The organism is Balneola sp., from assembly GCA_002694685.1.
In the GTDB taxonomy this organism is placed as follows: domain Bacteria; phylum Bacteroidota; class Rhodothermia; order Balneolales; family Balneolaceae; genus Gracilimonas.
Window position 1 is genome coordinate 80,828 of sequence record NZMW01000001.1, and the last position, 23,162, is coordinate 103,989.

A 23,162-nucleotide genomic window follows, 5' to 3' on the forward strand; every position below is an offset into this window, starting at 1 on the left:
AATTAATTTCACTATTTCGGTCAACTCATACCCCCCCGCGCCATATAAACGCTGGGACGTTATATAACTTATTTCGCAAAGCTTACATACAATTTTTGATCATACCCTATGAAAAGATTAATCCCACTTATTTTTATTCTAATTCCCTTTTCAATACATGCTCAAAACACTGAATACAATATAAGCTCGTATTTAGAAGAAGGATTCAAAGCTCCCAATACGAATCATATTGGCGATGCATGGTTAAACTTTTTAGTACAGGCAAGTGAGGATTTTGACTATAATCTTACCCAAGCAACTTTTAGCCCAAACTCTACCTTGGATTGGCACAAACATGCAACTGCTCAGGTTCTTATCATTGTGGATGGCAAAGGATACTATCAAGAAAGAGATAAGGAACCGACCATCTTAAGAAAAGGTGATGTCATAAAATGTGCAAAGGATACTGAGCATTGGCATACATCCTCCGCAGATAGCTCGGTTACATATATTGCTATATATGGAAGTTCATCAACTACATGGACTGAGAAGTTAACCAAAGAGTACTATGACGGTGTAGCTGATAAATTGGAAGATAATTAATCACGAGAATACACTCTATAACAAAGCCTTTTAAGTGGACTCGATTTGGGTTCAAGACTTTTATTTTTAACTCCAGACTCGTTGCTTAAACCCCAAGCCGTTACAAAAACCCCATGTGGTACAAAAACATAAAAGCTCAAAACTTTCTGATTGTCTTTTTCTCATTGATTGGGATTGTAGGTTCTTTGTACTTCGTGAATCTGAATCCGGGCTTAAGTGTAGAAGAAGAACGGCAGATTGAAACGGCTGTGTTTTCAGCTTTCATAAAAAATATCTCAAGTCACCCCGATGCCGACCCGGACTATTTCTTTCTCGGAGTTTCGGGGAAAGATCCGGCACCAAGGGTTTTAAATCACTTCAACCAACATTCACCCAAAGTAGAGGGGCTGTCTAACTCAAGCACCGATTTTGGCTTTTCAGCATCGGTGGCTCATAAATCGAATGCGGATAAGAAAGGAATCATTGTTGACCTCCGGCTGATGGATACGAAAGAAAATGGGGAGGTGTGGGTTCGCTCTTCCGTGTACGAAGACCGGGGCTCATCTGCGACCTATGAGTATATCCTTAAAAAGCACGATGGCATTTTTAAGGTAATCTCAGTAAAGTATCCTGACCGCAGCGAAATGATTGAGATGTTGAGTCGGTGAAGCAGGCATTTCGTGGTCGGTAGCTTTAACGAATCTCTTGATAAATGGAAAAAGCGAAGATCATAGGCAGTGCACCCATCTTGTTGGTGAAGGATGTGGAGAAATCAGCAAATTACTATCGGGATAAAGTCGGTTTTAGGTACAACCGGTTTTGGGGTGATCCCCCGGGTTTTTGTATCCTGCATCGAGATCAGTTCAGCCTGATGCTCAGTCGGGCAGAGGATGAAAAGCATATTGTACCTCATTGGAAAGTCGTCCATAATATGTGGAATGTGTACTTCTGGGTGGATGATGCACAAAAGATGTACGATGAGATGGTCACTTCGGGAGCGGAAATTGACTATCACCTGGAGAAAAAAGCGCACGGTACGCTGGAGTTCGGTATTCAGGATTTAGACGGATATGATATCGCTTTTGGTGAGGAGATTTAGAACAAACGACTTTTAAAAGTTAACTAAACGGGATAGGTACAAATGGGAAAGGATATCTTTAAAAACATAGAGGCTCGTGAACGACAGGAAGAATGGTATCAGCGGTTTCTGGTTCGTGCAAATTGCAAAGTAGAGTCGCAATCAGTGCCCACTTCTTTTGGTGAAAGTCATGTGCTAACAGCCGGTGATTCTTCAAAGCCTGTGCTTGTATGCCTGCATGCTATGTTAACCAGTTCAGCGCATCTGCTTTCTGAAATCCGGCATTTAACCGATCATTATCATTTAGTACTGCCGGATATTCCGGGCCACTCCGTTAAAGCCATTCCGGAAAGATTCTCCTTTAAGAGTGCTGATCATATCAAATGGCTCAAGGAGATACTGGATCATTTCGAGTTAGAAAAGGTGAATATTTTCGGGGTAAGTCTGGGTGGTTATGTAGCCCGAGCATTTGCATCTGAATATCCTGAACGTACTTCGAAACTGGCTTTATTGGTTCCGGCGGGTATTGTTCAGGCTTCCGTGATTAAAGGACTAATGAGCATGGCTATTCCTATGATTAAATATAAGGTGAATGCTTCAGAGGAAAACCTGAAGAAGGTGGTTAATTTTTTAATCACGGAATGGGATGATGACTGGGCACATTTTCTGGGTGATTCCATGAATGATTTCATCACGCCTAAAACAATCCCACCGCTGGCTTCGGAAGAAGAACTCCAGAACCTAACGATGCCTGTATTGGCTATTACAGCTGAGAAAGATATTTCCTTTCCGGGGGAACCACTGATAGAAAGAGTAAAGGCAAATATTCCTTCGGTTGAAACAGAGTTACTGGAAGATGCCCGTCACTGTCCGCTAACCAACGAAGAATTCCGAAGATGGCTGGCACATAGGTTGGTTAAGTTTTTGGATCTGTAATCTAAACTTGCAATCTGATTCCAACCCTTGCCAAGTATTCAATATTTTGTTAGATAGACATGAACGTGGTACCTAATCTTTTCCAATGAGTAGTCTCAAACAGTTATATCCTTCATTTAGATTTCCATCAGCTGGGTTATTCTCAGCTGAACACAAAAGGTATTTTATAGGATTCTGTGCTTTTTGGATTCTCATTGCCTTTCTGGAATTTGGTCAGGATTACATTAGCTCGATCTTACAGGACACGGCATTTAGAATGGGGGAATCCCTTTCCTATAAACTGTTTTGGCCGCTATTCATCCCATTTTTTATTCTCTTGGATTTCGGCCTTGCAAAATCAGGAAAGGCATTGACAGGTGCCTTGTATGTTTTCGGAGTTATTCTGCAAATCATAGCGGTAACACTGATGCATCTGCTGGTTTTTTCGATGATACTATTCGGTGTTTCCATTCTGATTCATGAGGATCCGGTAAGCTTGATATTGGTTCTTTATGAAAAGCTATCGACTCGCTTATACATCGCTTTTTCGGCATATGCAGCACTTTCGGTTTTAACCTTATTTGTTAAGCAAAGGCGATCTCAACAGAAGAATCAGTCGGTGGATCTGCCCAAAACCATCACGGTAAAAAATGGAAAGAGTTCGGTGTTGGTGGATATTGCTGATATCAATTGGATCGGATCGGATGGAGCTTATCTTGATATTAATACTGAAACTCAGAAGCATGTAGTAGTAGATAGTCTCAAAAATATCATCAAAAGTCTTCCTGACAATTTTAAAAGAATTCATAAATCTACCATCGTGAATATTGACCGTATCGAAAAGCTGGAGTCTCGGGGAAATGGAGATTATGATGTTTTACTGGATGATAATCAGAAGCTGCGCCTTAGCAGGAACTACTCCAAATCTCTCAAAGGGATTCTGTTATAATCTGAGTTCGATTATAAAAATTGAGAATTCCTCTACTTTGTATATCGGTAATTAAGTTGTCACCCTGAACTTGATTCAGGGTCTGAGAAGAGTGATTTTCAGATCTCGGAAAGCTTCTTCGCTAACACCTCGTCCTTTTCAGATGCTGAATCAAGTTCAGCATGACAACCTGTTAACACTTCTAGCCATATCTGCCTTAGACTAACCTAAAAAACTATACATGCAGAAGTAGGCTGAGTGAAGACAACAAGTGTTTTCTAAATCGAATCTAAGTTTATAGAATAACTACTCGTCTTATGGTACAGATTACTCGTCTTGTACCATTCCCCTCTGAAAAGCACTTCTGAATAGATAGATTGGCCATAGAAGCACATCAGTGCCAAACATCAACCAATCCGGAATTCATGCTTTATATCAAATGTATCTTACCTGTAATACTTTTTATCCTAAGTTCATGTTCAGGTTTTGCACAGAAAAAGTCCGTTCAAAATGCCAGGCTTGTGGGCGGACCTTGTCAGGGTTGTGAAGCTGTACTCGGCTTTACCGATCAAACTCTTTCACCCACCGATACACTTCCGGAATTTACCGATTCAGAACCAAAGCTTAAGATAACCGGAACGGTCTATCAAAATGATGGAGTAACTCCGGCCGAAGGAGTGATTCTATTTGTACACCAAACAAATACGGAAGGAGTCTATCCAACCCGTGGTGATGAAAAAGGCTGGGAGCGAGGTTACGGTTACATCCATGGATGGATAAAAACGGGAGCGGATGGAAAGTATGCGTTCTATACGTTTCGTCCCGGGTCGTACGGTAGAAACGCGGCTCACATACACCCAGTCATCCTCGAACCCAGTGGGAGATATTATTGGGTTGAAGCGTTTTTCTTTGATGACGATCCTAAGCTATCGGATGAGCACACAAACTCGAACCGTCCTAGAGGTGGAAGTGATGGAGTTCTTTCCCTTAGAGAAGAAGATGGACTATTGGTAGGCGAACGGGATTTTATCCTGGGAAAAAATATCCAGAATTATGAGTAGCAGGAAAATGTCCATCGTTTTGTTTTGTTGTTTGATGATTGGGATTGAAGCGCATTCTAAAGCGATTCAACAGAATGATTTTTCTGAGTCAACCGATTCATCCGATGCAGTTACTTTACCCATCGATACTAAAAGATCACTAGTGGAATGGCGGGGAACCGAAAGGCGGGGAAGGAGCAGTCATGAGGGTATTTTAACATTGAGTAACGGACATCTTGAAATAGAAAAGGGTCAGCTTATTGGAGGCTATTTTATAGCTGATATGCACTCGATTACAGTTACTGACATTCCCGAAAGCGATCCAATCCCAAGAAGAAACCTTACAGAGCACCTCAAAAGTGAAGATTTCTTTCATGTGGAAGAGTACCCCATAGCCAAGTTTGGAATTATGAGTGCAAAAGCCATAGAAGAGGGTAGATTAATGATAGTTGGAGATTTGTCCATAAGAGATATAACGAAAAGTATTTCCTTTGAGGCTACTAAAGTTGAAGGAAGGGAATCCAGTATTTCTTATGAAGCTTCGTTTCAAATAAACCGGTTTGATTGGAATATTTCATATCAGGGGAGTTATTGGGAGAGGATCACAAGTATCATCGATAATAACTTTGTGGATGCAGAAATGGATATTACTGTTAAACTAACAGCCTCTAAAAAGTGAAGAACTGACTTCAGGGGGCAGATTACTGTTTCCAGAAAGCAGGAGAAAAGATAATCAACACGGTAAAGATTTCGAGTCGGCCGACCATCATCAACATGATGAGAATCCATTTGCCGAGATAAGGTAAACCGGCGAAGCTATCAGTGGGACCGAAATCACCCCAACCGGGACCAATATTCCCAATAGCAGCAATACTTGCCCCAATAGAGGACATGATATCATACCCGAACAAACTGATGCAAAAAGCCCCAAGTGCAAAAATGAAAATATATAGAATGAAAAAGCTCAGTACCGTGCGTTGTATGTTTTGGTTGATAGCCTGATCGCCAATTCGGACAGGCAGAATGGCTTTAGGGTGAATGATTTGCTTGATTTCCCTTCCGGTATTTCGGATCAAAATCATCCAGCGTATCATTTTAATTCCACCACCGGTTGAGCCTGCGCAGCCTCCGGTAAAAAAGAGAAGGAATAAGAAGAAAGCACCTACGGTATTCCAGATTTCGTAATTATCGGTACCAAAGCCGGTAGTGGTCACAATAGCCAATACCTGAAAAGCTCCGTATCTCAGTGCGTCAAGGATGTTATAATTATCAATCACCCATAAAGAACCTGAGATTATAAAGATCCCAATAAATATTACAAGCGTATAAAAACGAATTTCACGATTGGCAAAGAAAGCTTTTCGGTCTCCTTGAATAAGCCGGAAATGCATGGCAAAGTTAACCCCAGCCAGATACATAAAAATGATGATCACCCAGTCGATATACGCAGAGTTGAAAGCCTGGATACTGGCATTTTTAGTTGAGAACCCTCCGGTAGCCATGGTGGCAAAGGCGTGATTGATGGCTTCAAACCAATCCATAGCAGGATGTAACCAAAGCAGAATAAATTCAGCAAAAGTAAAAGCTACATAAATTCCCCACAGAAGTTTGGCCGTCTCCTGAACTCGAGGTGTTAGCTTGTCGGCAGTAGGGCCCGGGGATTCAGCCTGAAACAACTGCATTCCTCCAATGCCTAACAAAGGGAGGATAGCAAGGGAAAGGACAATGATTCCCATTCCGCCTAACCAATGAGCCAGGGAACGCCAGAATAGAAAGCTTTTTGGGATATCTTCAATTTGTGGATTCGCAAAGCCATCACTGGTAGTACCGCCTAGAATGGTGGAACCGGTGGTGCTTAAACCGCTCATCGTTTCAAAAACGGCATCGGTAAAAGAGGGTAGAATTCCTGAAATGACAAAAGGCAGGGCCCCTACAAGGGAAAGTGACAGCCAGGTAAGACTAACTACTAAAAATCCCTCCCGAATTCTGAGTTCCTCTTTAGGACGAAAAGAGTACCACAAAGCACCGCCTACAACAAAGGCGATAGCTGCAGAAAATAAAAAGGAATGCCATGTGTCTTCTCCGTAAATAAGGTCGATGCCGGCAGGGAGCAGGAGAGCGAATCCCATAAAGAATATAAAGGCCCCCAAAACGCCTAGAACAACAAGGAAGTCAATTTTAGCACGGTTTAAATGCGTTGCGCCTGCTATGCTCATTATTGAAAGAGCTTTGTGATTTTATCGATAGCAGACGGCACACAGAATATCATCACTCTATCGTTAGGTTTTACTTCGGTCTCGCCGGTCGCAATCTCAACGGAACCTTCACACAAAACACCGCCAATTACACAACCCTCCGGAAGCTTGAGTTTTTTGATGGGTTTCTGTGTCACCTTTGAACCTTCATTAGCCTGAAGTTCTATAACTTCGGCTTTTATACCTCTTAGTTCAGTGACAGAAATAACCCTTCCACGGCGAACGTAACGATGAATTTCGTTGGAAGCGGCTACTTTTTTGTTGATGACCGCATCAAGACCGATGGTTTGGGCAAGTGGTATAAAGTCAGGCTTAGAAACCAGCGCAACCGTTTTTTTGACCTCCAAATGTTTAGCCATCAGGCAAGAAATGATATTGGATTCCTCGTCATCCGTAACCGCTATGAAAGCATCCATGTCGCTGATACCTTCTGTGGCCAAAAGATCAGGGTCGGTAGGATTTCCATTTAGAACCATGACGTCTTTAAGTTCAATAGCGAGTTCTTCAGCGGTATCGTAGTCAGGTTCAATAAGTTTGATAGACCAGTTTTTGGTAGGGTCTGAACACAGGATGCGGGCAATCATAGCTCCCATATCAGAGCCACCGGCAATCATAACTGAATGCAGCTCAGTTTCTTTCTTACCGGTTGTTTCAATAATAGCAGCGATATCTTCAGTTATAGCCAATACAAAAACCTGGTCATAATTCTGAAGCTTGATGGAACCGTTGGGAATGATCGTTCTTCCGCGGCGTCCAATTGCTACAACCCTGAACTTTATATCCGAATGCATTGCGGCATATTCGTTCAGTGACTTCCCAATAAGGGGAGAGTTTTTTTCGAGGCGAATTCCAATTAGCTGCATTCGGTCTTCAGCTAGATTTATAACATCGCTGGCTGAGGATCTTTTCAGGAGTTGGGCAATTTCTTGAGCCGCACTCAGCTCGGGGTGAATCATTACATCAATACCGAGATCAGAGGGGGTGAGAGGAGCATTCTCATCCGAAAATTCGTCACTTCGAATTCGGGCAATTACCATTTTACTGCCCAGGCGTTTACCAATCATTCCTGAGATCATGTTCACCTCATCGATACTGGTAACAGAAATCAGGATGTCAGCTTCACCAACCTCTGCTTTAACCAGATCTTTGACGGATGTGGCATTACCTTCTATGGTAAGTACGTCAAGGGAGTCAGAAACTCGTGACAAGGATTCCTTGTCTCTGTCAAGTACGATAACATCGTGTTTCTCTGATGATAAAACACTGGCAAGGTCGTAGCCGATTTCTCCAGCACCAATAATTACAATCTTCAAATGAAGCCTGTTAGTTAATTAGAAAACGTCCAATGTTACCATCTTTTTCACTGAAAATAAAACCTTATGGAATATTTTAAGTCTATAATAAACTTGGGTATGCGGTTCTACTCAGTGATAATAACGATTTCGGTTTCAACAGGTAAGGATTGTTCCACCTGTAAGTCAACCACTTGAACAGTGAAGCGATTTTCACCTTCCTGAACGGGGAGGTTTATTCGATATCCGGTTCCAATTTCTTCCTCATTTTTAAACCAGGTAAACTTAACATTGGAAACCTGCCGATTTACTTCCGGAGCCTGAATTACTGTGAATGGGTTAGCCGGATTCCATTCTGCATTTCTAAGGGTATCTGAAGCAGAAACAAACCGGAGTGGTTCAGATACAGTAATTGGGAATGAAACCTGTGAGGTTGGTAGGTTTTCATAAAACCACATCAGTTTAAATTCGGTTTCGCCTGGTGATTGTGCCTCCCAAGTGGTGACATACTCTCCAGCGATGGCAAACTTCCAGTTATTGGGTTGGGGGATACCGAGCTCGCTAATGGATAATGTTCCACCAAGACTTATACGGGAAGGGTAGTCTGGGGTCATATCGGGATGACCGATTGGAATGATATCAACTACCGCAGAGTCAATAGAATTAGAGATACCTCTGCCATCATCCTGAACCAAAGTAACACGATATCTTCCCAATTCGGTAGGGGTAAAGCTGGAGCCCTCCAAAGCTTGTCCATTCACTTTCCAGATACTCGTTAACTGATCTCCATCCCTATCAACCTGTGGTCCGCCTGAGAGCTGTATTTGTCGATTTAGATAGATTCTTCCGGGGGCTTCAATTTCCGGTTGCGGAGAACTGTTGGAGAAGAAGGTTTTCTCCATGCGTGCTTTATTATTTTCGGAGGGAGAGTTGTCCTGAACTTCTAATACCACGGTGTGATTTCCCGGTTCTTCTGTTTTGATAATTTCAGATGCATTTCTACTGATTAGTTCACCATCGAGATACCATTTAAAATCCTTGATATATCCATCTGGATCTTTTGAAAGCAAGGCATTCAGGTTCAAATCTGCTCCGGCTGGCACTACCTCAGGAAGCGTCCAGTTGATTTCCGGGGCCGCATTGACCTTCAGAGATTTAGTAAGACTCACTGAATTACAGCTGGTGGATGAACTGGTTCTTAAAAACAGAGTTACCAAATATTCACCGGGTTCATTAAACTGGTAATCTGTCTGAATACCTTCAACAGTTTCCATGGATTCTGTAGGTACATACTCAATGCGCCACTCGGCGTAGGTAATTTCATCTTCCGAAGTTGAAGCTGTTCCATCAAGGGTAATTACATCACCCGGCGTAGCCCACTCCTGAATTTCAAAAGCTGCATTTGGTCCCTGAACTACACGAACATTTGCACGCACCTGATTGGTATTTCCACATTGTGGGGAGCCGGAACCTTCCACCGTCAAAGAAACAGGGTAAACTCCCGGTTCGGTGTAAACGTGCTGAATCTTAGGTCCGCTTTCAGTTGAGCCATCACCTAAACTCCAAACTAAGGAGGGGAGCGCACCTGAAGGATCACGGCTGTTTGAGCCGTCAAAGTTAATGGCCGTGTTCACGCAGATAGTAGTATCACTCACATTCATTTTCGCAACCGGAGAGCCCTCTACAATGACTGGTATCTTGGCGATGGTTTTCTCTTGAGAGATACCATCTTCGAGCTCAAGTCGGGCTTCATAAATTCCAGGAGCATCATAGATATAGGAAGGATTGGCTTCGTTTGAGACATCGCCATTACCGAAGTACCAGGTCACATCAAAATTGTTGCCATCGGGATCATAACTGCTGGAACTGTTAAAAAGAACGGTCTGTCCACTACACGTGGAGATTAAAGAATCGACCATAGCTTCAACAGGACGGTTAATAAGTACGCGTATGGTTTCCTGGTTTGAGCTGTTGCTGAGCCCAAGTCCATCATTGACAGTCAGTCCAATAATATGAACTCCAAATTCCGGGGCTCTCCAGCTGAAGCTGGCTTCGTTTCGTTTTGATCCATCGGGAAGGGTCCATTCAAAAAACACCTGATCGTTATCAACGTCGTAAGTATCTGAGGCGTCCAGTTTTACATCCAGAGAATTGGAGCGAACTACCCTTTCAGTAATGATATACGGTTCATGATTCACATTTACAGCGCCTTGTCTTGCAGTAGCTGAGTTAGCCATGTCCTGATTATCTACCGCTGTAAGTGTGAAATACTGTGGCCCGCTTTCATCAAAAGTCTTGGTTACTTCTGTACCGCTGAATTCTGTTTCGTCTGCAAAAGTCCAGATCAGTTCCTGTATTTCACCATCGGCGTCATAGCTTTGAGAAGCGTTTAACGTTACTTCGTCGCCGGGGGCTATTTTATCGGGACTAATGCTCCATTTAGGAACGGGGCCGTAATTTACCCAAACGTCTTTACTGGAAAGATCCTGAGCATTTTCATGTCCGGAATTATCCTGGACTCTAAGTGAAATAGTGTGAACTCCGGGATCTTCAATCGTAATGGTGGGTTTTGCTCCTGTAGCAACCGGAATACCATCTACAAACCATTGATAGTTTGTTATAAAGCCATCGTTATCAATACTAGGGGAACCATCAACACGGAAGGGATGACCTGCTGCAAGGGTATCTGCAATATTAAATGAGGCCTCAGGATAATCGTTAATTACTATAATATGACGTTCTTTTTTAACCTCATCACCATTTCTGATGGTTACATTAACCGCATAGGTTCCGGGGGTTTCATATAAGTGATCCGGGTTTTCTCCACTTGCAGTTGTTCCATCTCCAAAGTCCCATTCGTATTCTGCTCCGGCGTTGTCTTCAGGTGAGGATAATGAATCGTCAAGAGCAAAAGCTACTTTTGATGCTGAAGATACTCTGGGAGCGTTGATGATGGTTTGGGGAACAAAAACGGGTGGTGCAACTACCGGTGGAGTAACAGTTTCTTGTGAATTTGTAGTTACAGTTTCTGTATCTGGATCATTGGTTGTAGTATCCGTGATGGCCGAATCTGCTGTTACTATTTCCGGTTCTGGCTCAGGAGCAGGTGGAGCGACCGTGTATGACCGTGTTACCGAGTAGGTTGAATTCTGAGTTTCAGTGTTATCATTCACCGTTAGGGTAATATCAAAAGTACCGGTAGCCATATGACTGACTACAACCTCTCCGGATGTTATATCACTGCTAACCACACCTAAGCCATCCCACTCAAAGCTAAGCTCATCTTGATCAGGATCACTCACGTTTGTGGCTGAGAAGGTCAGATACTCTCCGGTCTGGAAAAGAGAGTCATACTCGATTTCTGCATAAGGCTGAGCATTCACCTTTATCCGAACTTGTCGCTGGCTGCTGTTGCATGCACTAACCGTTCCAGCATTATAAACGCGCACAGAAACGATGTAGGTTCCTGGTTCTTCAGATGAAAAATCATAAGTTGGGCCATTTGCTACAGGTCTTCCATCAATAAACCAAGTGTAAGTCAACCCTTGTCCATTTAGGTCATAAGAATTTTGAGCCGACAAGGTCATGGTCTCGCCGGGTGCTAAAACCTCTTTGGGCGTTTCAAGTCGTGCATTGGGTCGGGTTGTTATATTTACCTGAAGCTGTTTTAGCCAGTATTTCGGGAAAGCTGAAGCTCTTGAATTAGGAATCAGAACGTTGAGTGTTTGATTGCCTCTCGCAGTGAATCCAATAGTTGGGGTTGCACCTCTTCCCAAAACACTTCCATCTAGGCGCCATTCTGCATCTCGAAGCTGCATTTGAGGGTAGTTTGTACTTATCAGCCTAAAGGACTTGTCCGTACAATTATTTGCGGTGGATGTACTTACTTCAAATTCTGGTCTTTGGGATTCTGCGAACGAGACATCATATAGCCATAGCTGGGGTTCATTCTTCCCATAAATAGTGAGGTTATTGAGTACTTCTTCTGATCCACTAATGCTTAAGGCCCATTCATTTTGAATGCCAAAGCGATCTTCTATTATTTGTCCAGCTGTAGAATCAAGAGGATGAGCTACTCCAAAAGCGTCGATTATATCTACCCGGCTGTCTTCCTCACCGTCTGTAACAAGTTCAGGAAGGTAACTGTCCGGATTATAAGGTTTGATCAGAGCTGAACGATTCGATTTCATATCAAAAAATCCAACTGCCAGATCAATTGCGATTACTTTCCACGAATTATTATTCTGCTGAATACCTGTAGTATTTATGACTCGAAGGCCGAAATTATTTATATCACCGCCGTTATCAGTAGTTACCCTTACAATGAAACCATTTTCGGAGTCAGGAAGAATCTCAGAAAATTCCTCCCATCTTTTTTTGTAGAAATCCTCGTCTTTGGCTCTAAGAGTATCAACCGCTACGGCAGGTTCATTTTTCTTAACAGGCCTTCCGTTATTGAGTGAGTAGAGGTCGTTGAATTTATATAACCAAAAGGTAGTGGTGGTATTCGCATTGGTGGTTGTAATTTGATCAATATCACCGTTTATGCCGGCGTCATAAACCTGCAGGAATGCTTTCCTTGCATCAGATTCCGGTTTAATCCAGATATCATATTCATGCCGTGTGTCACCGCTGCGAAATTCATTAGACTTACCTGAAATAGATAGAAAGAGGTCCTGACTCTGAACGGATATAAATGGACAGGCCATCAACACAAGAAGAAAACTTATAAATACAGATGATTTCTTCATTAAATGCCCCCAACTTTAAAAGACTTGGATATAAAAGTTTGCTCGGTTTTAATATCGTCAAAAGAAATAGTAAGGTTGCCGGGAATAAGAGACATTTTTGTGCCCCAGCGACCTTGTTTATCAGTTATGATAGTTCGGCTTTGTTCTTGATTAGTAATAGTGATTCTCAATCCGGGATAGGCTTTAGCCGAGAAGATTGTGCTACCGGAAGAAACTTGTTGAGAATTTAAGGCTGATTCACGGCCAATGCTAAAATCAAAAAGCACATCTTCAGTTAACAGAACTACTCTTAAAGTTGTCTCAGACTGATTACCTGACGGATCTCTTGATATCAGTGTCAATTCAGTTTCCCCTGATAATCCGTTTAACATGTGTGAAAAACGTCCGGAAGTCATAACATTCACTTTCTTCCCATTCACAGTTAGGAAAGCATCGGGTTCGGTAACACCCTCAAGGGCAAAGTCTTCCTGAGTGGTCAAAATAGTGTTATCAGTCATATTATCTACAAAAACCGGAGGAGGTTTATTGTCGGTAGTTCGTATGATGCGAGCCGTTTTGGAATAAGGTCCTCGTAAGCCAAGCTGATCGGTAGCCTGAACCCGAACGTACATCATCCCAAGTGGTAAGTTTGGAATATTGACAGCTGTTTCCTGTGTTGTAATTTCTGTCAGCTGCTGATCAAAATCGGGAGAAGTACTGTATTGTATTTCATAGCTTGCAGCGCCTTCAATTTCGAGATAAGAAAAAAGCAGGCTTTCTTTGTTGATGACGGTATCCGCAGATGACCAGGTAAGGGTAGGAGCTGGAAGAAGTTTTACCGGTTGAAGTGGATCTTTACCTTCCTCGACAATAGTTCCTTCATTCTTCTGGATGGAGATCGTGACGTTGTTTGAATTAATAATCGCTTCCCCGTCATAATTAGATAGCTTGGCAATTTGCGGTCCGTCAGCTTCAGCATAAAAATTTTGGCTTTTAAGTTCGGTTCGGGAAGGACCGGCATTCAGTACAAAAGTGCTTTTTTGTTTGCTGGCTGCAGAAAGCTTTGCTAGGAGTCCGCCATCTTCCAAAGTGATTTCGGTATCGGAGGCATCGTTAAGCTTATCAATTCTGGATTTTCGAATAACCGCTACCGTATTTGGATTGACCTGAATATCACTTCCATCAGTGAAAGAAAGAGTGGCGTAGCTTTCAATCATAGTCCGTATACCATCAGCCTGTTTAAAAAAGTCGCCAAGAAGAGCGTCAGTCCAGTTTCCCAGGATACCTATCTTCTTATCAACCTCACCTTTTTTCTTGCTGAGCTGAGCCTGAACGTCAACTACCCGGTTTTCCATTAATGTGGTTTCAAGCAAGTCGACTTCTTGTAACAGGTTTTCAGCGTGGGTGATGGCTTCCTCAAGATTGCCATCATCAATTGCAGCGTTATGGCTGGCGATCACATCCTTAACTACAACATATTGCTCCATAGCAAAAACTGTTGCACCGCTGTTGATTAACTGGCTAATTCTGGTTTTTTGCTCATTCACCATCACAGAAAAAGATGCAAAATTTTGTAGCTGAAGTACGTCAGATGCCTGTAGTGTAAACGAATTTTCACTGACATTATGAGAAGCTACTTCGATGACTAACGGCCAGTTAACTGCACTTCCCGTATAGCGTTGTGATATAAGCTGAAGATCTTTAGCCTGAAAGGTAACATTACTCTGCCGGGCAATAGAATGTGTACTAAAGCCTATCAGAACTGCTAATAAGATTACGCACTCCTTCATGCTTCGCTAGTTACTTCTGTTTGTGAACTTACTTTGGGGAAAACAAGGGTAAAACGCGTTCCTATACTTTGGTTTGATTCCAGCTCTATCTCACCATTATGTTTGTTCATGATTTCACGAACGTAAGCAAGTCCAAGGCCGGTTCCTTTTTCACGAGCTGATTTAGCATTCGATTTAACCCTGAAAAACTTATCAAAAACTTTTTTCTGATCTTCTATACTGATGCCATATCCAAAATCAGTTACACTCACTTTGAGCTGGTGGTCTAAATCCTGAATGGCAATTTCTATAGTACGCCGGGGTTCCCCATACTTCACGGCGTTGCTGAGAAGGTTTTGAATGGCGTCAAATACCAGGTCACTATTGGCTTTGATCTTGAAGTTTTTGCCTTCCTTAGTAACGTTGGTTTTAAGATTCTTTTCACTAAGAAGAGGGTGGGTAACGCTACAGACGTTTTGAACAATTTTTGCAATATCTACATTCTCAAAATCAATGCTTACTCGTCCGGATTCAAGCCTTTGGATATCAAGGAATCGGTTTACCAACCCATTCATACGTTCGCCGGATAAATTTATCTCATTCAGCAAAACCTTCTGCTCTTCTTTATCGATGGCTTCATTATCAAGCATAATTTTGGATAAGCCCATGACTCCGGTGATCGGATTTTTCAACTCATGGACAATTATATTGATCATGTCGTTTCGCTTGATTTCGTTGAGGCGGTCTTCCGTTTTATCATGAAGGATAATCAAAGCAGCCTGTTCAACATCATCTTTATCTACAATTGAAACAAATTGGAAGTCGTAGTAATCACTCTTTTCATTATTCAAATAAAAAGCGAGTTCACAGCGGTTAATTTTGATGGTATAAGGATCCGGGTAGTGGCTCGACTGTTCAAACTTAGACGTGGTGATATTATTATGATTCATCACGTCTTCGAGAGTACATTTTTTAGGATTCAGCTTAAGATTTTCCAGAAACTGATAGAAGTTGTTGTTGACGAAACTAAATTGTTTAGACTCATCCAGAATTCCGATCAAATCTTCCGAATAGGTCATCATGTATTTGTTCTTCCACTCTTCCAGAATGATTTTCTCAACATTGATCTTCTGATACCTATTAAGCGTTATCCTGATATTTTCGAGCGTTTCCTGCATCAGGTCAAATTCAGGTAGGGCAAGAGGTTGTATCTGATGATCGAAATTCAGTTCGCTCATATATTCAACATCTTTAATAATCTGCTCTACCGGTTTATTAACCCGAACGCTAACATACCAGCTAAAGGTAAAGAGGATAAGAAGTATGCCTCCTCCGGTAAAAAGAGAAAAAACGATCAGGTCATAAACCGGCTGTAGAATGAATGAATCTTCTACTGCAATGACATGCCAAAAGGGGGTAGTCTCAAAGCGAGATGTCATTACAAACCAGTTTCTCCCATTGAGTTCAATCTGAGACTGATCGGAGTAACTAGCGTCTCCTACAAGGTAAGAGGGGAATTCAAAAGGTTGTGTGGGTACAATATTATTTCCGTCTCCACTTACCACATTAGCTACATAGGTTCCCCCAAGCGGAATATTAATCATTTCTGTGGTGATAGAAGTAGCATCAAAAAACATATTCACCTGAAATATGCTTTCTCCAATTTGAATAACACGCTCAGCTACAAAGAAATGTATAGTCTGAAACGGATCACGACTCCAGCTAACAATAATTTTTGGGTCAATACGGGAAGGGTACCAATCGTAAGGAATATTACTGAAGTCGATATCGTCATAAAGAGATCTTCGTACATCAAAAGCCTCATCGGCGCCTTGTTCAGAAATCCGGATGCGCATCAGTCCCGGAGTAAGGTTAATAGTCTTGGTGACAATACTTTCTGTTTCAGATGGAGCGCGGACAATTTCTTCTGCCATGTAGTTAACAGAATTCAGCCAGTTTCGAATAACCTGATCGGTACGCTTTAGCGAATATTCCTGTAGCTGAGAAACAATGGTGGTACGTTCGTTAATAATTGCTTCCCTGTATTGTGGACGTACGAATGTCCATATCATAGCAAAAGCTAGAATTATTAAGAGGGAGGAGAACAGAAAAATCCTGTTTCTCAGTGTAAAACCATCAAGCATAGAACCCTTTTTTTATAGCTGTTAAGTTCAGTTTAATGCGGCTAATATTCGATTAGAATAGTCTTATTAATTTTAGTGATCTACAACAGGAAACCAGCCTTGTTAACATTAGCATAATATTATCTTAACGTTTTGTTTAGCTGAAATGAGCATTCTATGTGCTAAATCAACTTGTACATAGTATGCTTATAGGCGGAGATTTTAACAATAGAGCAAAACAGCTACTCTCATTGCTGGCTCAACTAAGTGACAATAACCCGGAAGAAAAGGTTTCGGTACAGGATTTGGTTGCCAAGCTCGAAACAGATCGTGCAGAACTAAAAAATTTACTGGAGTATCTCGAGAATAAAGGCCTGATCAGTATTGCTTCTATAGGCGGACCCTTTTTATACGGACATATCAAAATTACCGAGAAAGGAATCATCAAATCAGCAAAAAACAAGTGAAATAAAAAAGCCCCTGAATATTCAGAGGCTTTAGAAAAGTATTTGGACTTTGGTTTAGTCGTCTGAGTCTAAGATATCATCAATTCTCGTCAAGATATCAGCAATGTGAGCTCTTGATACCCGATCAGAAATTCGGGTTTGAGCACGCTGCAAATCATTTTGAAGCTGATTAAGCTCAACACGAAGCAGGGGACGAATATCAGAAGTTGGTATATCAACCCGATCTCTAAAACCACCGCCTTGGTCGTTTGTGAACAGCTCTTCAATATTATGAATGTATAATCGCTGCAAGTTTCTGCGGAAAGGATCGATGGTGGTTTGGTCATAGATTTCACTCCAAACACCTTGGCGAAGATCTTCGAGCATTTCCAGAGGCTCATACGCTTCTTCGCCTTCAAAAATAGCAGTCTCGTTTAATCGGATCATAACATCGGCTGCCATTACATCACTGAGTAAACGTGATTGCAGATTACTGACCCGATCCAAAGCACCGGCATGTTCAATTCGTCGAAGAATTTCTTTATCCAGCAACCAATCAGGAGTTGTAAACACGTGGTCATTCAAAAACTCAAGCGCACTTACCTGATAGTCTTGAGGAACCGGAGTGTATAGAACTCCATCCTGATCCGAGCTTTTTCTGCTTTGGTACATTCCACCAACATTGGTTGAAACGTGACCGGCATATCGGGCCCACTGAAATACTAATTCACCATAAATTTCCTCTAAATCATCATAGCCTTCGCCCGGAGTAGAGGTCCATTCAATCAGATTAGGAACTACTCTTTTGAGATTCATTAATCCATAGGTACTTGCCTGAACAGGGTCGTTGGATAAGTCTTCTGTTTGAGAAGAAGGGTCCCAGCCGGTAGAGGAAGCAAAGCGATAAATGGGATCATCGGCTTTATCGGTAATCCATTTGTCCAGAATTGGTTTTTCATCTTCTGGAGTTTCAGCTTCGGGAATTACTCGGTATCCCCAGTTTACAGAATATTTGTCATAAGGTCCGATTTGTCGGATGAACCTAATGTTTTCGTCACCCGGCTGAGCGATATAATTTTGGCGTGCGTACTCCATAATAGTAGTAGCAATACCATATTCCTGTGTGAAAGAACCTGATCGAAGAGAATCGACCGGATAAGCAGAACTTGACTGCATGTTGTGGGGAAGACCAATAGCATGACCAACCTCATGAGATATAACCCGGCGCATAGTTTCGCCAATCAAATCGTCATCAAGCTGAAGTTTACGGGCAGCTGGGTTAGCAGCACCGGTCTCAATCATAAGCCGGTTTCGGTACGAGCGCATGTGGTTATGATACCAAACGATATCACTTTCAATAATTTCACCGGTTCGGGGATCGCTGACGCTTGGCCCAACAGCATTACGAATGGTGCTGGCAACCCAACGAACGGTTGAATAGCGAATATCTTCAGGACTCCAGTCCCGATCTTCTTCAGGAGATGGAGCTTCTTTTGCTATCACTGCATTTTTAAATCCAGCTGCTTCAAAAGCTTCATTCCAGTCTTCAACACCCTGTTTAATGTAAGGCACGTATTTAGTAGGAGTAGCAGGGTCAAGGTAATATACAATTGGTTTAACAGGCTCAACTAACTCTCCCCGGGCATAAGCTTCGGGGTCTTTAGGTTCTAATCTCCAGCGGCGGATATAGCTGACTTCTTTGGCTTTTTGAGCTTCTAAGCCGTAATCAATTTGATCTACCGTAAACCAGCCAACCCGATAATCTTCGTAGCGTGGGCGCATCGGCTCTTCAGGAAGAAGAACCATAGACTGATTCATTAACATCGACAGTGTGTTTGTTCCTTGGTCGGATGGAGGATTACCTGCGCTGTATGTAAGAACATGGCGGACTTCAATGTTTTCCGGAAAGCTCTTGGCTGATTCTATATAAGTCCGGTTGCCATCTAAACGACGAACCTGATACTCTCTTCGGAGAAAGTTGATAGCCCCACTGATGGCTTCAATATCAGAAGTGAAAAAGTCGGTCATTTCAATAACCACTGTGCTGGAATCTTCACCTATTGTCTCGATAGGAAAGGCTGCAAGAATGGGAGCAAAGTTATTGGCCTTCACCGATTTATAGATAGGAAGGGTATCACTTGCTACCGCATTATAAGATTGCTTGCGAAGCAGAATTTGATCTTTCTGACGTTCGAAAGTGATAACCTGCTCAGCCGTTTTAGATCCACCGGAGAAAAAACCAAAGTAATCACTGGGGACCTCGGCAATACGGCTAACCAAAAGCATTTCTCGATCTAAAAGGTCATTGGGAATTTCATAATAGAGCTTGTCATCAACCCAATGAACGCTAAACAAACCCTCATCTGTTTTTGCCTTGCTGGTGATAATTTCAGAATAAGGCTTCATTCCATCTGAAGCCGCTTTAGCTGACCTGGAAGGAGTGTTGGATGAAGTAGCGACTTTTTCTGAAGTGGAGCACCCCACAATTAGAAAAGCCGATAGTAAAAGCGCTGATAAATTTTTTGGTGAAAAGACCGACATATGATTCAGTTTTGGTTTACGAAAGTAATGTTGGGGAAATTAGTGGAAATGATTCAAAATTTTAGACATTTAACATCAAATAACAAATAATCTTTAGTGCTCTTATTTTCAAATTTTGATTAGCCAGTTTAGGATAAAAATACCTACCTTTTCGTCCCTTAAATAACTGCATAACAAACCCTTTTTTATCATGATTATTGGAGTCCCAAAAGAGATTAAAACCCACGAGAATAGAGTAGCTATTCAGCCGGGCGGCGTTGTCCAAATGAAGCGTAATGGCCATGAGGTATTGATTGAAAACAATGCCGGTGTTGGCAGCGGCTTCAGCAATCAGCAATACATTGATGCCGGCGCTACCATTATTGATGACGTAGAAGAAGTTTGGAAAAAGGCTGAAATGATCATGAAAGTGAAAGAGCCGATCGCTGTTGAATATCCAAGAATGAGGGAAGGACAGGTAATCTTCACGTATTTTCACTTTGCAGCTGAAGAAGCATTAACCAAAGCTGTTGTTGATGCCAAGTGTATTGCGATTGCTTACGAAACAGTTGAAAAAGCAGACCGATCACTGCCGTTGCTGATCCCGATGAGTGAAGTTGCAGGACGAATGGCAGCACAGGAAGGAGCAGTTTATCTCGAGAAACCCAAAGGCGGATTAGGAAAACTGATGGGCGGAATTCCGGGCGTTCCTCCAGCCAAAGTTCTGGTATTGGGTGGTGGTATTGTTGGCGTGAATGCCGCTAAAATTGCTGCCGGAATGGGAGCTGATACCACGATCATGGATATCAATATGCCAAGACTGCGATATCTGGACGATGTGATGGATAAGAATGTGAACACCATGTTTTCATCCGAAGCGAATATCAGAAAAATGCTTCCGGATGTAGACTTGATTATTGGCGCTGTACTGAAGCCCGGCGCTAAAGCTCCGCACTTGGTAACTCGCGATATGCTTAAAGACATGAAGCCCGGAACCGTATTGGTTGACGTGGCTATTGACCAGGGTGGATGTTTTGAAACCTCTAAGCCAACTACCCACAAAGATCCTGTTTATATGGTTGAAGATGTGGTGCACTATTGCGTGGCCAACATGCCGGGAGCTGTACCTTACACCTCAACCATGGGGCTTACAAACGTGACTCTTCCTTACGCAGTGTCTCTGGCAAACAAGGGCTGGAAACAAGCGCTTAAAGATGACAAGGAACTCCTGCAAGGTCTTAACATCGCTAACGGCACGATTGTATACAAAGACGTAGCCGAAGCTTTCGATATGGAATGGTCCGAAGTAAACTCCGTTCTGAACTAAGCTCAAAATTCATACAGATTATACCTGTAGGGCGGACAGTTTGTCCGCCCTTTTTGTTGTAATTTTTTTGCCCCACCTATCAGGACCCTATCTCTGTCTCTTTCCCTCCGGCGTGCCTTTCATACATTTTAAGCCTTAGAGAGGCCGCAAGGAAAGAGGACTCCTTGGGGAGATACATGAATTAAATACTATTTGGGTGATAAAAACGGCCGCTTCAACTGAATAATAGATAAGAAGTAGCTAAAATCTCTTACAGGTGTCTCCTTCCTTGCGGAGCGTTAGCGTCACGGAGGGAAGGAACAAGGATGGGTCCTGTTAGGAAAGGCAAGATGGGTAGAATCTAAAGCTTGAAGTTTTCCTCAAAATAAATCTAATTCTTACATGAATCTCACTTGGAAATCCATAACAGAAATAGCAAGAGAGCTGCGTACGAATCCAACTCCTTCCGAGAAATTATTATGGAAATATTTGAGAAACCGCCAGCTTGGTGGATACAAATTCCTTCGTCAAAAGCCCATTGTACATGAGCAACACAACAAACGCCGATATTTCTACATCGCGGATTTCTATTGTGCTGAATTGAAATTGGTTGTTGAACTAGATGGCAAGATCCATGATTTCCAAAAGAGTTATGATTATCAGCGAGACTATGTACTTAATGGGTTGGGATTGAATGTGCTTCGAATTGAGAATGAAGAGTTGATGGATTTGGATAGGGTGTTGAGGAAGATTTTGGACTATTCTGAAAAGAATTAGTTTGCCCTCAGGGTAGGACCCTATCTCTGTCTCTTTCCCTCCGGCACGCCTGTAGTACATTCTATCCCTTTCTTTGGCCGCAAGGAAAGAGGACGCCTTGGGGAGGGTAGTGTTGAAAAATTATTTGGGCTTTAAGGTTATTCTTTTGGCTGGATTTAAGCAGCAGCTAAAAACTCTTACAGGCGTCTCCTTCCTTGCGGAGCGTTAACGTCACGGAGGGAAGGAACAAGGATGGGTCCTGTTAGGAAAGGCAAGATCTCTTCCCTAAAACAACATCTCCAAAAACGCCTCCCGAACTTTCTCACTGGCATCCCTATACGCCCCAAACTCCACATGCTGATTAGTGTTCGCCGTATCAATCTCAATTCCCCAGAGAGGAGATAGCGTAGTGGGGAGCATCGAATAGCGCCCATCTCCAATGACGTTATTGTAATCAGGATGCTGAATCAAAACCCCATCTGATAGTTTAGAGAAACGGGCGATGTCGTTATACAAAGTAGTTCCTTTCAGGTGTCTGAATTCCTGCTCCCATTTGAGGAGGGGTGCGGTTTCGCCTTTATAAATTATAGGCTCAGCAAAGGGAATGAGCTTAGCTCCAGCCGAATAGAGCTTATCATCGGCCACATAGCGAATGCTCCACAGCCACTGGTTGGCGATGGTGGGTTTTACGATGAGCTGACTGATTTCGTGATTGTTGGCTTCGGCAAGTTGCCAAGCAATCTGAGTGGCTTTTCGCTGTTGCGAAAATCCGAAGAGGAGATACAGCGCTATCCATCCGAGGGCGAGCCAGGCGTAGAGTTGCTTCCGGTTGTAGAAGGCTATCCCGGTGAAGGCAATAACCCAAATTGTGAACAGGGGATCAAAGACGGAGATAATATCCAGAGAAACACGGGTATCCGTAAACGGCCAAAAAAGGAGCACGCCGTAGCTGGTAAAGACATCGGTAATACCCGCGGTGGCATAACCGGCTAAACTGAACAAGTAGGTTTCTTTGAGGGTGAGATATTTCTTTACAAACATCCATAGCAGGAGAGTAGCTACCAAAGCACCAATAGGAATGAACACAATGGAATGAGTAAACTGCCGGTGCAACTCCAGGTTTAACAGCGGATCGGAGGCGCTGGAAAGGAACACATCGAGGTCGGCGAGCATGGCTGAGGCCAGTCCCGTAAAAGCCGCCGCCCGAAAGCTTCGTTTGTCCGCAAATGATTGCGAAGCGGTGGCACCAATAAGTCCGTGGGTGACGGGGTCCATTTATTTTTTCTGATGGTTGATTTAGAGTCTACTGATAAGGAGTTAGAAAAGTAAATTTATAACAGCAAAAGTTTGATAATTTTTTATCCTCGTTCCATAGCCCCGCTGCGGAATACCCAATCGAGGCTCTAGCCTAAAACTAAATCCAGTCGAGGTATTTATCATTTC

At 42.6% G+C, this 23,162-nt stretch carries 17 protein-coding genes; 10 read left to right on the forward strand and 7 right to left on the reverse strand.

Features of this window, described 5'->3' with window-relative positions:
- The first annotated feature begins 108 nt into the window (after positions 1-108).
- The 7 genes from CL667_00335 (at position 109) to CL667_00365 (ending at position 5,201) form a co-directional block, all read left to right on the forward strand.
- Complete coding sequence (locus tag CL667_00335) at positions 109-582, forward strand: cupin (protein ID MAL16128.1); 474 nt, start codon at positions 109-111, stop codon at positions 580-582.
- 113 nt (positions 583-695) lie between these two features.
- On the forward strand, positions 696-1,229 hold the full coding sequence (locus CL667_00340) for a hypothetical protein (protein ID MAL16129.1): 534 nt from the start codon (positions 696-698) through the stop codon (positions 1,227-1,229).
- Between the two features lie 44 nt (positions 1,230-1,273).
- Positions 1,274-1,660: a bleomycin resistance protein gene (locus CL667_00345; protein MAL16130.1), complete on the forward strand. Its 387-nt coding sequence runs from the start codon at positions 1,274-1,276 to the stop codon at positions 1,658-1,660.
- Positions 1,661-1,702: 42 nt separating this feature from the next.
- Entirely contained in the window at positions 1,703-2,575 is an 873-nt protein-coding gene (locus tag CL667_00350) for an alpha/beta hydrolase (GenBank protein ID MAL16131.1), read from the forward strand.
- 85 nt (positions 2,576-2,660) lie between these two features.
- The gene (locus tag CL667_00355; GenBank protein MAL16132.1) at positions 2,661-3,503 is read left to right on the forward strand and encodes a hypothetical protein; all 843 of its coding nucleotides are present in this window, start codon (positions 2,661-2,663) and stop codon (positions 3,501-3,503) included.
- 413 nt (positions 3,504-3,916) lie between these two features.
- A complete protein-coding gene (locus CL667_00360) occupies positions 3,917-4,543 on the forward strand; it encodes an intradiol ring-cleavage dioxygenase (GenBank protein MAL16133.1) in 627 nt (208 codons plus the stop codon).
- Entirely contained in the window at positions 4,536-5,201 is a 666-nt protein-coding gene (locus CL667_00365; GenBank protein ID MAL16134.1) for a hypothetical protein, read from the forward strand. Before CL667_00360 ends, CL667_00365 begins: the two co-directional genes overlap by 8 nt.
- Before the next feature lie 22 nt (positions 5,202-5,223).
- On the opposite strand, the gene CL667_00370 is transcribed toward CL667_00365, so the two are convergent.
- From CL667_00370 to CL667_00390, 5 genes are all read right to left on the reverse strand, one after another.
- On the reverse strand, positions 5,224-6,738 hold the full coding sequence (locus tag CL667_00370) for a potassium transporter (protein MAL16135.1): 1,515 nt from the start codon (positions 6,736-6,738) through the stop codon (positions 5,224-5,226).
- The gene (locus CL667_00375; GenBank protein ID MAL16136.1) at positions 6,738-8,090 is read right to left on the reverse strand and encodes a Trk system potassium transporter TrkA; all 1,353 of its coding nucleotides are present in this window, start codon (positions 8,088-8,090) and stop codon (positions 6,738-6,740) included. The genes CL667_00370 and CL667_00375 overlap by 1 nt, the downstream gene beginning before the upstream one ends.
- Before the next feature lie 107 nt (positions 8,091-8,197).
- The gene (locus CL667_00380) at positions 8,198-12,820 is read right to left on the reverse strand and encodes a hypothetical protein (GenBank protein ID MAL16137.1); all 4,623 of its coding nucleotides are present in this window, start codon (positions 12,818-12,820) and stop codon (positions 8,198-8,200) included.
- Positions 12,820-14,589 carry a hypothetical protein gene (locus tag CL667_00385; GenBank protein ID MAL16138.1) on the reverse strand — a complete coding sequence of 590 codons (1,770 nt, stop codon included), beginning with the start codon at positions 14,587-14,589 and terminating at the stop codon, positions 12,820-12,822. The genes CL667_00380 and CL667_00385 overlap by 1 nt, the downstream gene beginning before the upstream one ends.
- Positions 14,586-16,712 (reverse strand): hypothetical protein, encoded by a 2,127-nt coding sequence (locus CL667_00390; GenBank protein MAL16139.1) that lies wholly within the window; start codon positions 16,710-16,712, stop codon positions 14,586-14,588. The genes CL667_00385 and CL667_00390 overlap by 4 nt, the downstream gene beginning before the upstream one ends.
- Before the next feature lie 182 nt (positions 16,713-16,894).
- On the opposite strand from CL667_00390, the gene CL667_00395 reads away from it, so the two are divergent.
- Complete coding sequence (locus CL667_00395; protein MAL16140.1) at positions 16,895-17,158, forward strand: hypothetical protein; 264 nt, start codon at positions 16,895-16,897, stop codon at positions 17,156-17,158.
- A gap of 54 nt (positions 17,159-17,212) precedes the next feature.
- On the opposite strand, the gene CL667_00400 is transcribed toward CL667_00395, so the two are convergent.
- A complete protein-coding gene (locus tag CL667_00400; protein MAL16141.1) occupies positions 17,213-19,678 on the reverse strand; it encodes a zinc-dependent metalloprotease in 2,466 nt (821 codons plus the stop codon).
- Between the two features lie 190 nt (positions 19,679-19,868).
- Here CL667_00400 and ald point away from each other — a divergent pair, with 190 nt between their 5' ends.
- Together ald and CL667_00410 are read left to right on the forward strand one after the other, a co-directional pair.
- Positions 19,869-20,984: an alanine dehydrogenase gene (gene ald / locus CL667_00405; GenBank protein MAL16142.1), complete on the forward strand. Its 1,116-nt coding sequence runs from the start codon at positions 19,869-19,871 to the stop codon at positions 20,982-20,984.
- Between the two features lie 381 nt (positions 20,985-21,365).
- Positions 21,366-21,740, forward strand: coding sequence for a hypothetical protein (locus CL667_00410; protein ID MAL16143.1), 375 nt, complete (start codon positions 21,366-21,368; stop codon positions 21,738-21,740).
- A gap of 264 nt (positions 21,741-22,004) precedes the next feature.
- Here CL667_00410 and CL667_00415 read toward each other — a convergent pair whose 3' ends face one another.
- Complete coding sequence (locus CL667_00415; GenBank protein MAL16144.1) at positions 22,005-22,994, reverse strand: hydrolase; 990 nt, start codon at positions 22,992-22,994, stop codon at positions 22,005-22,007.
- Positions 22,995-23,162: the final 168 nt, after the last annotated feature.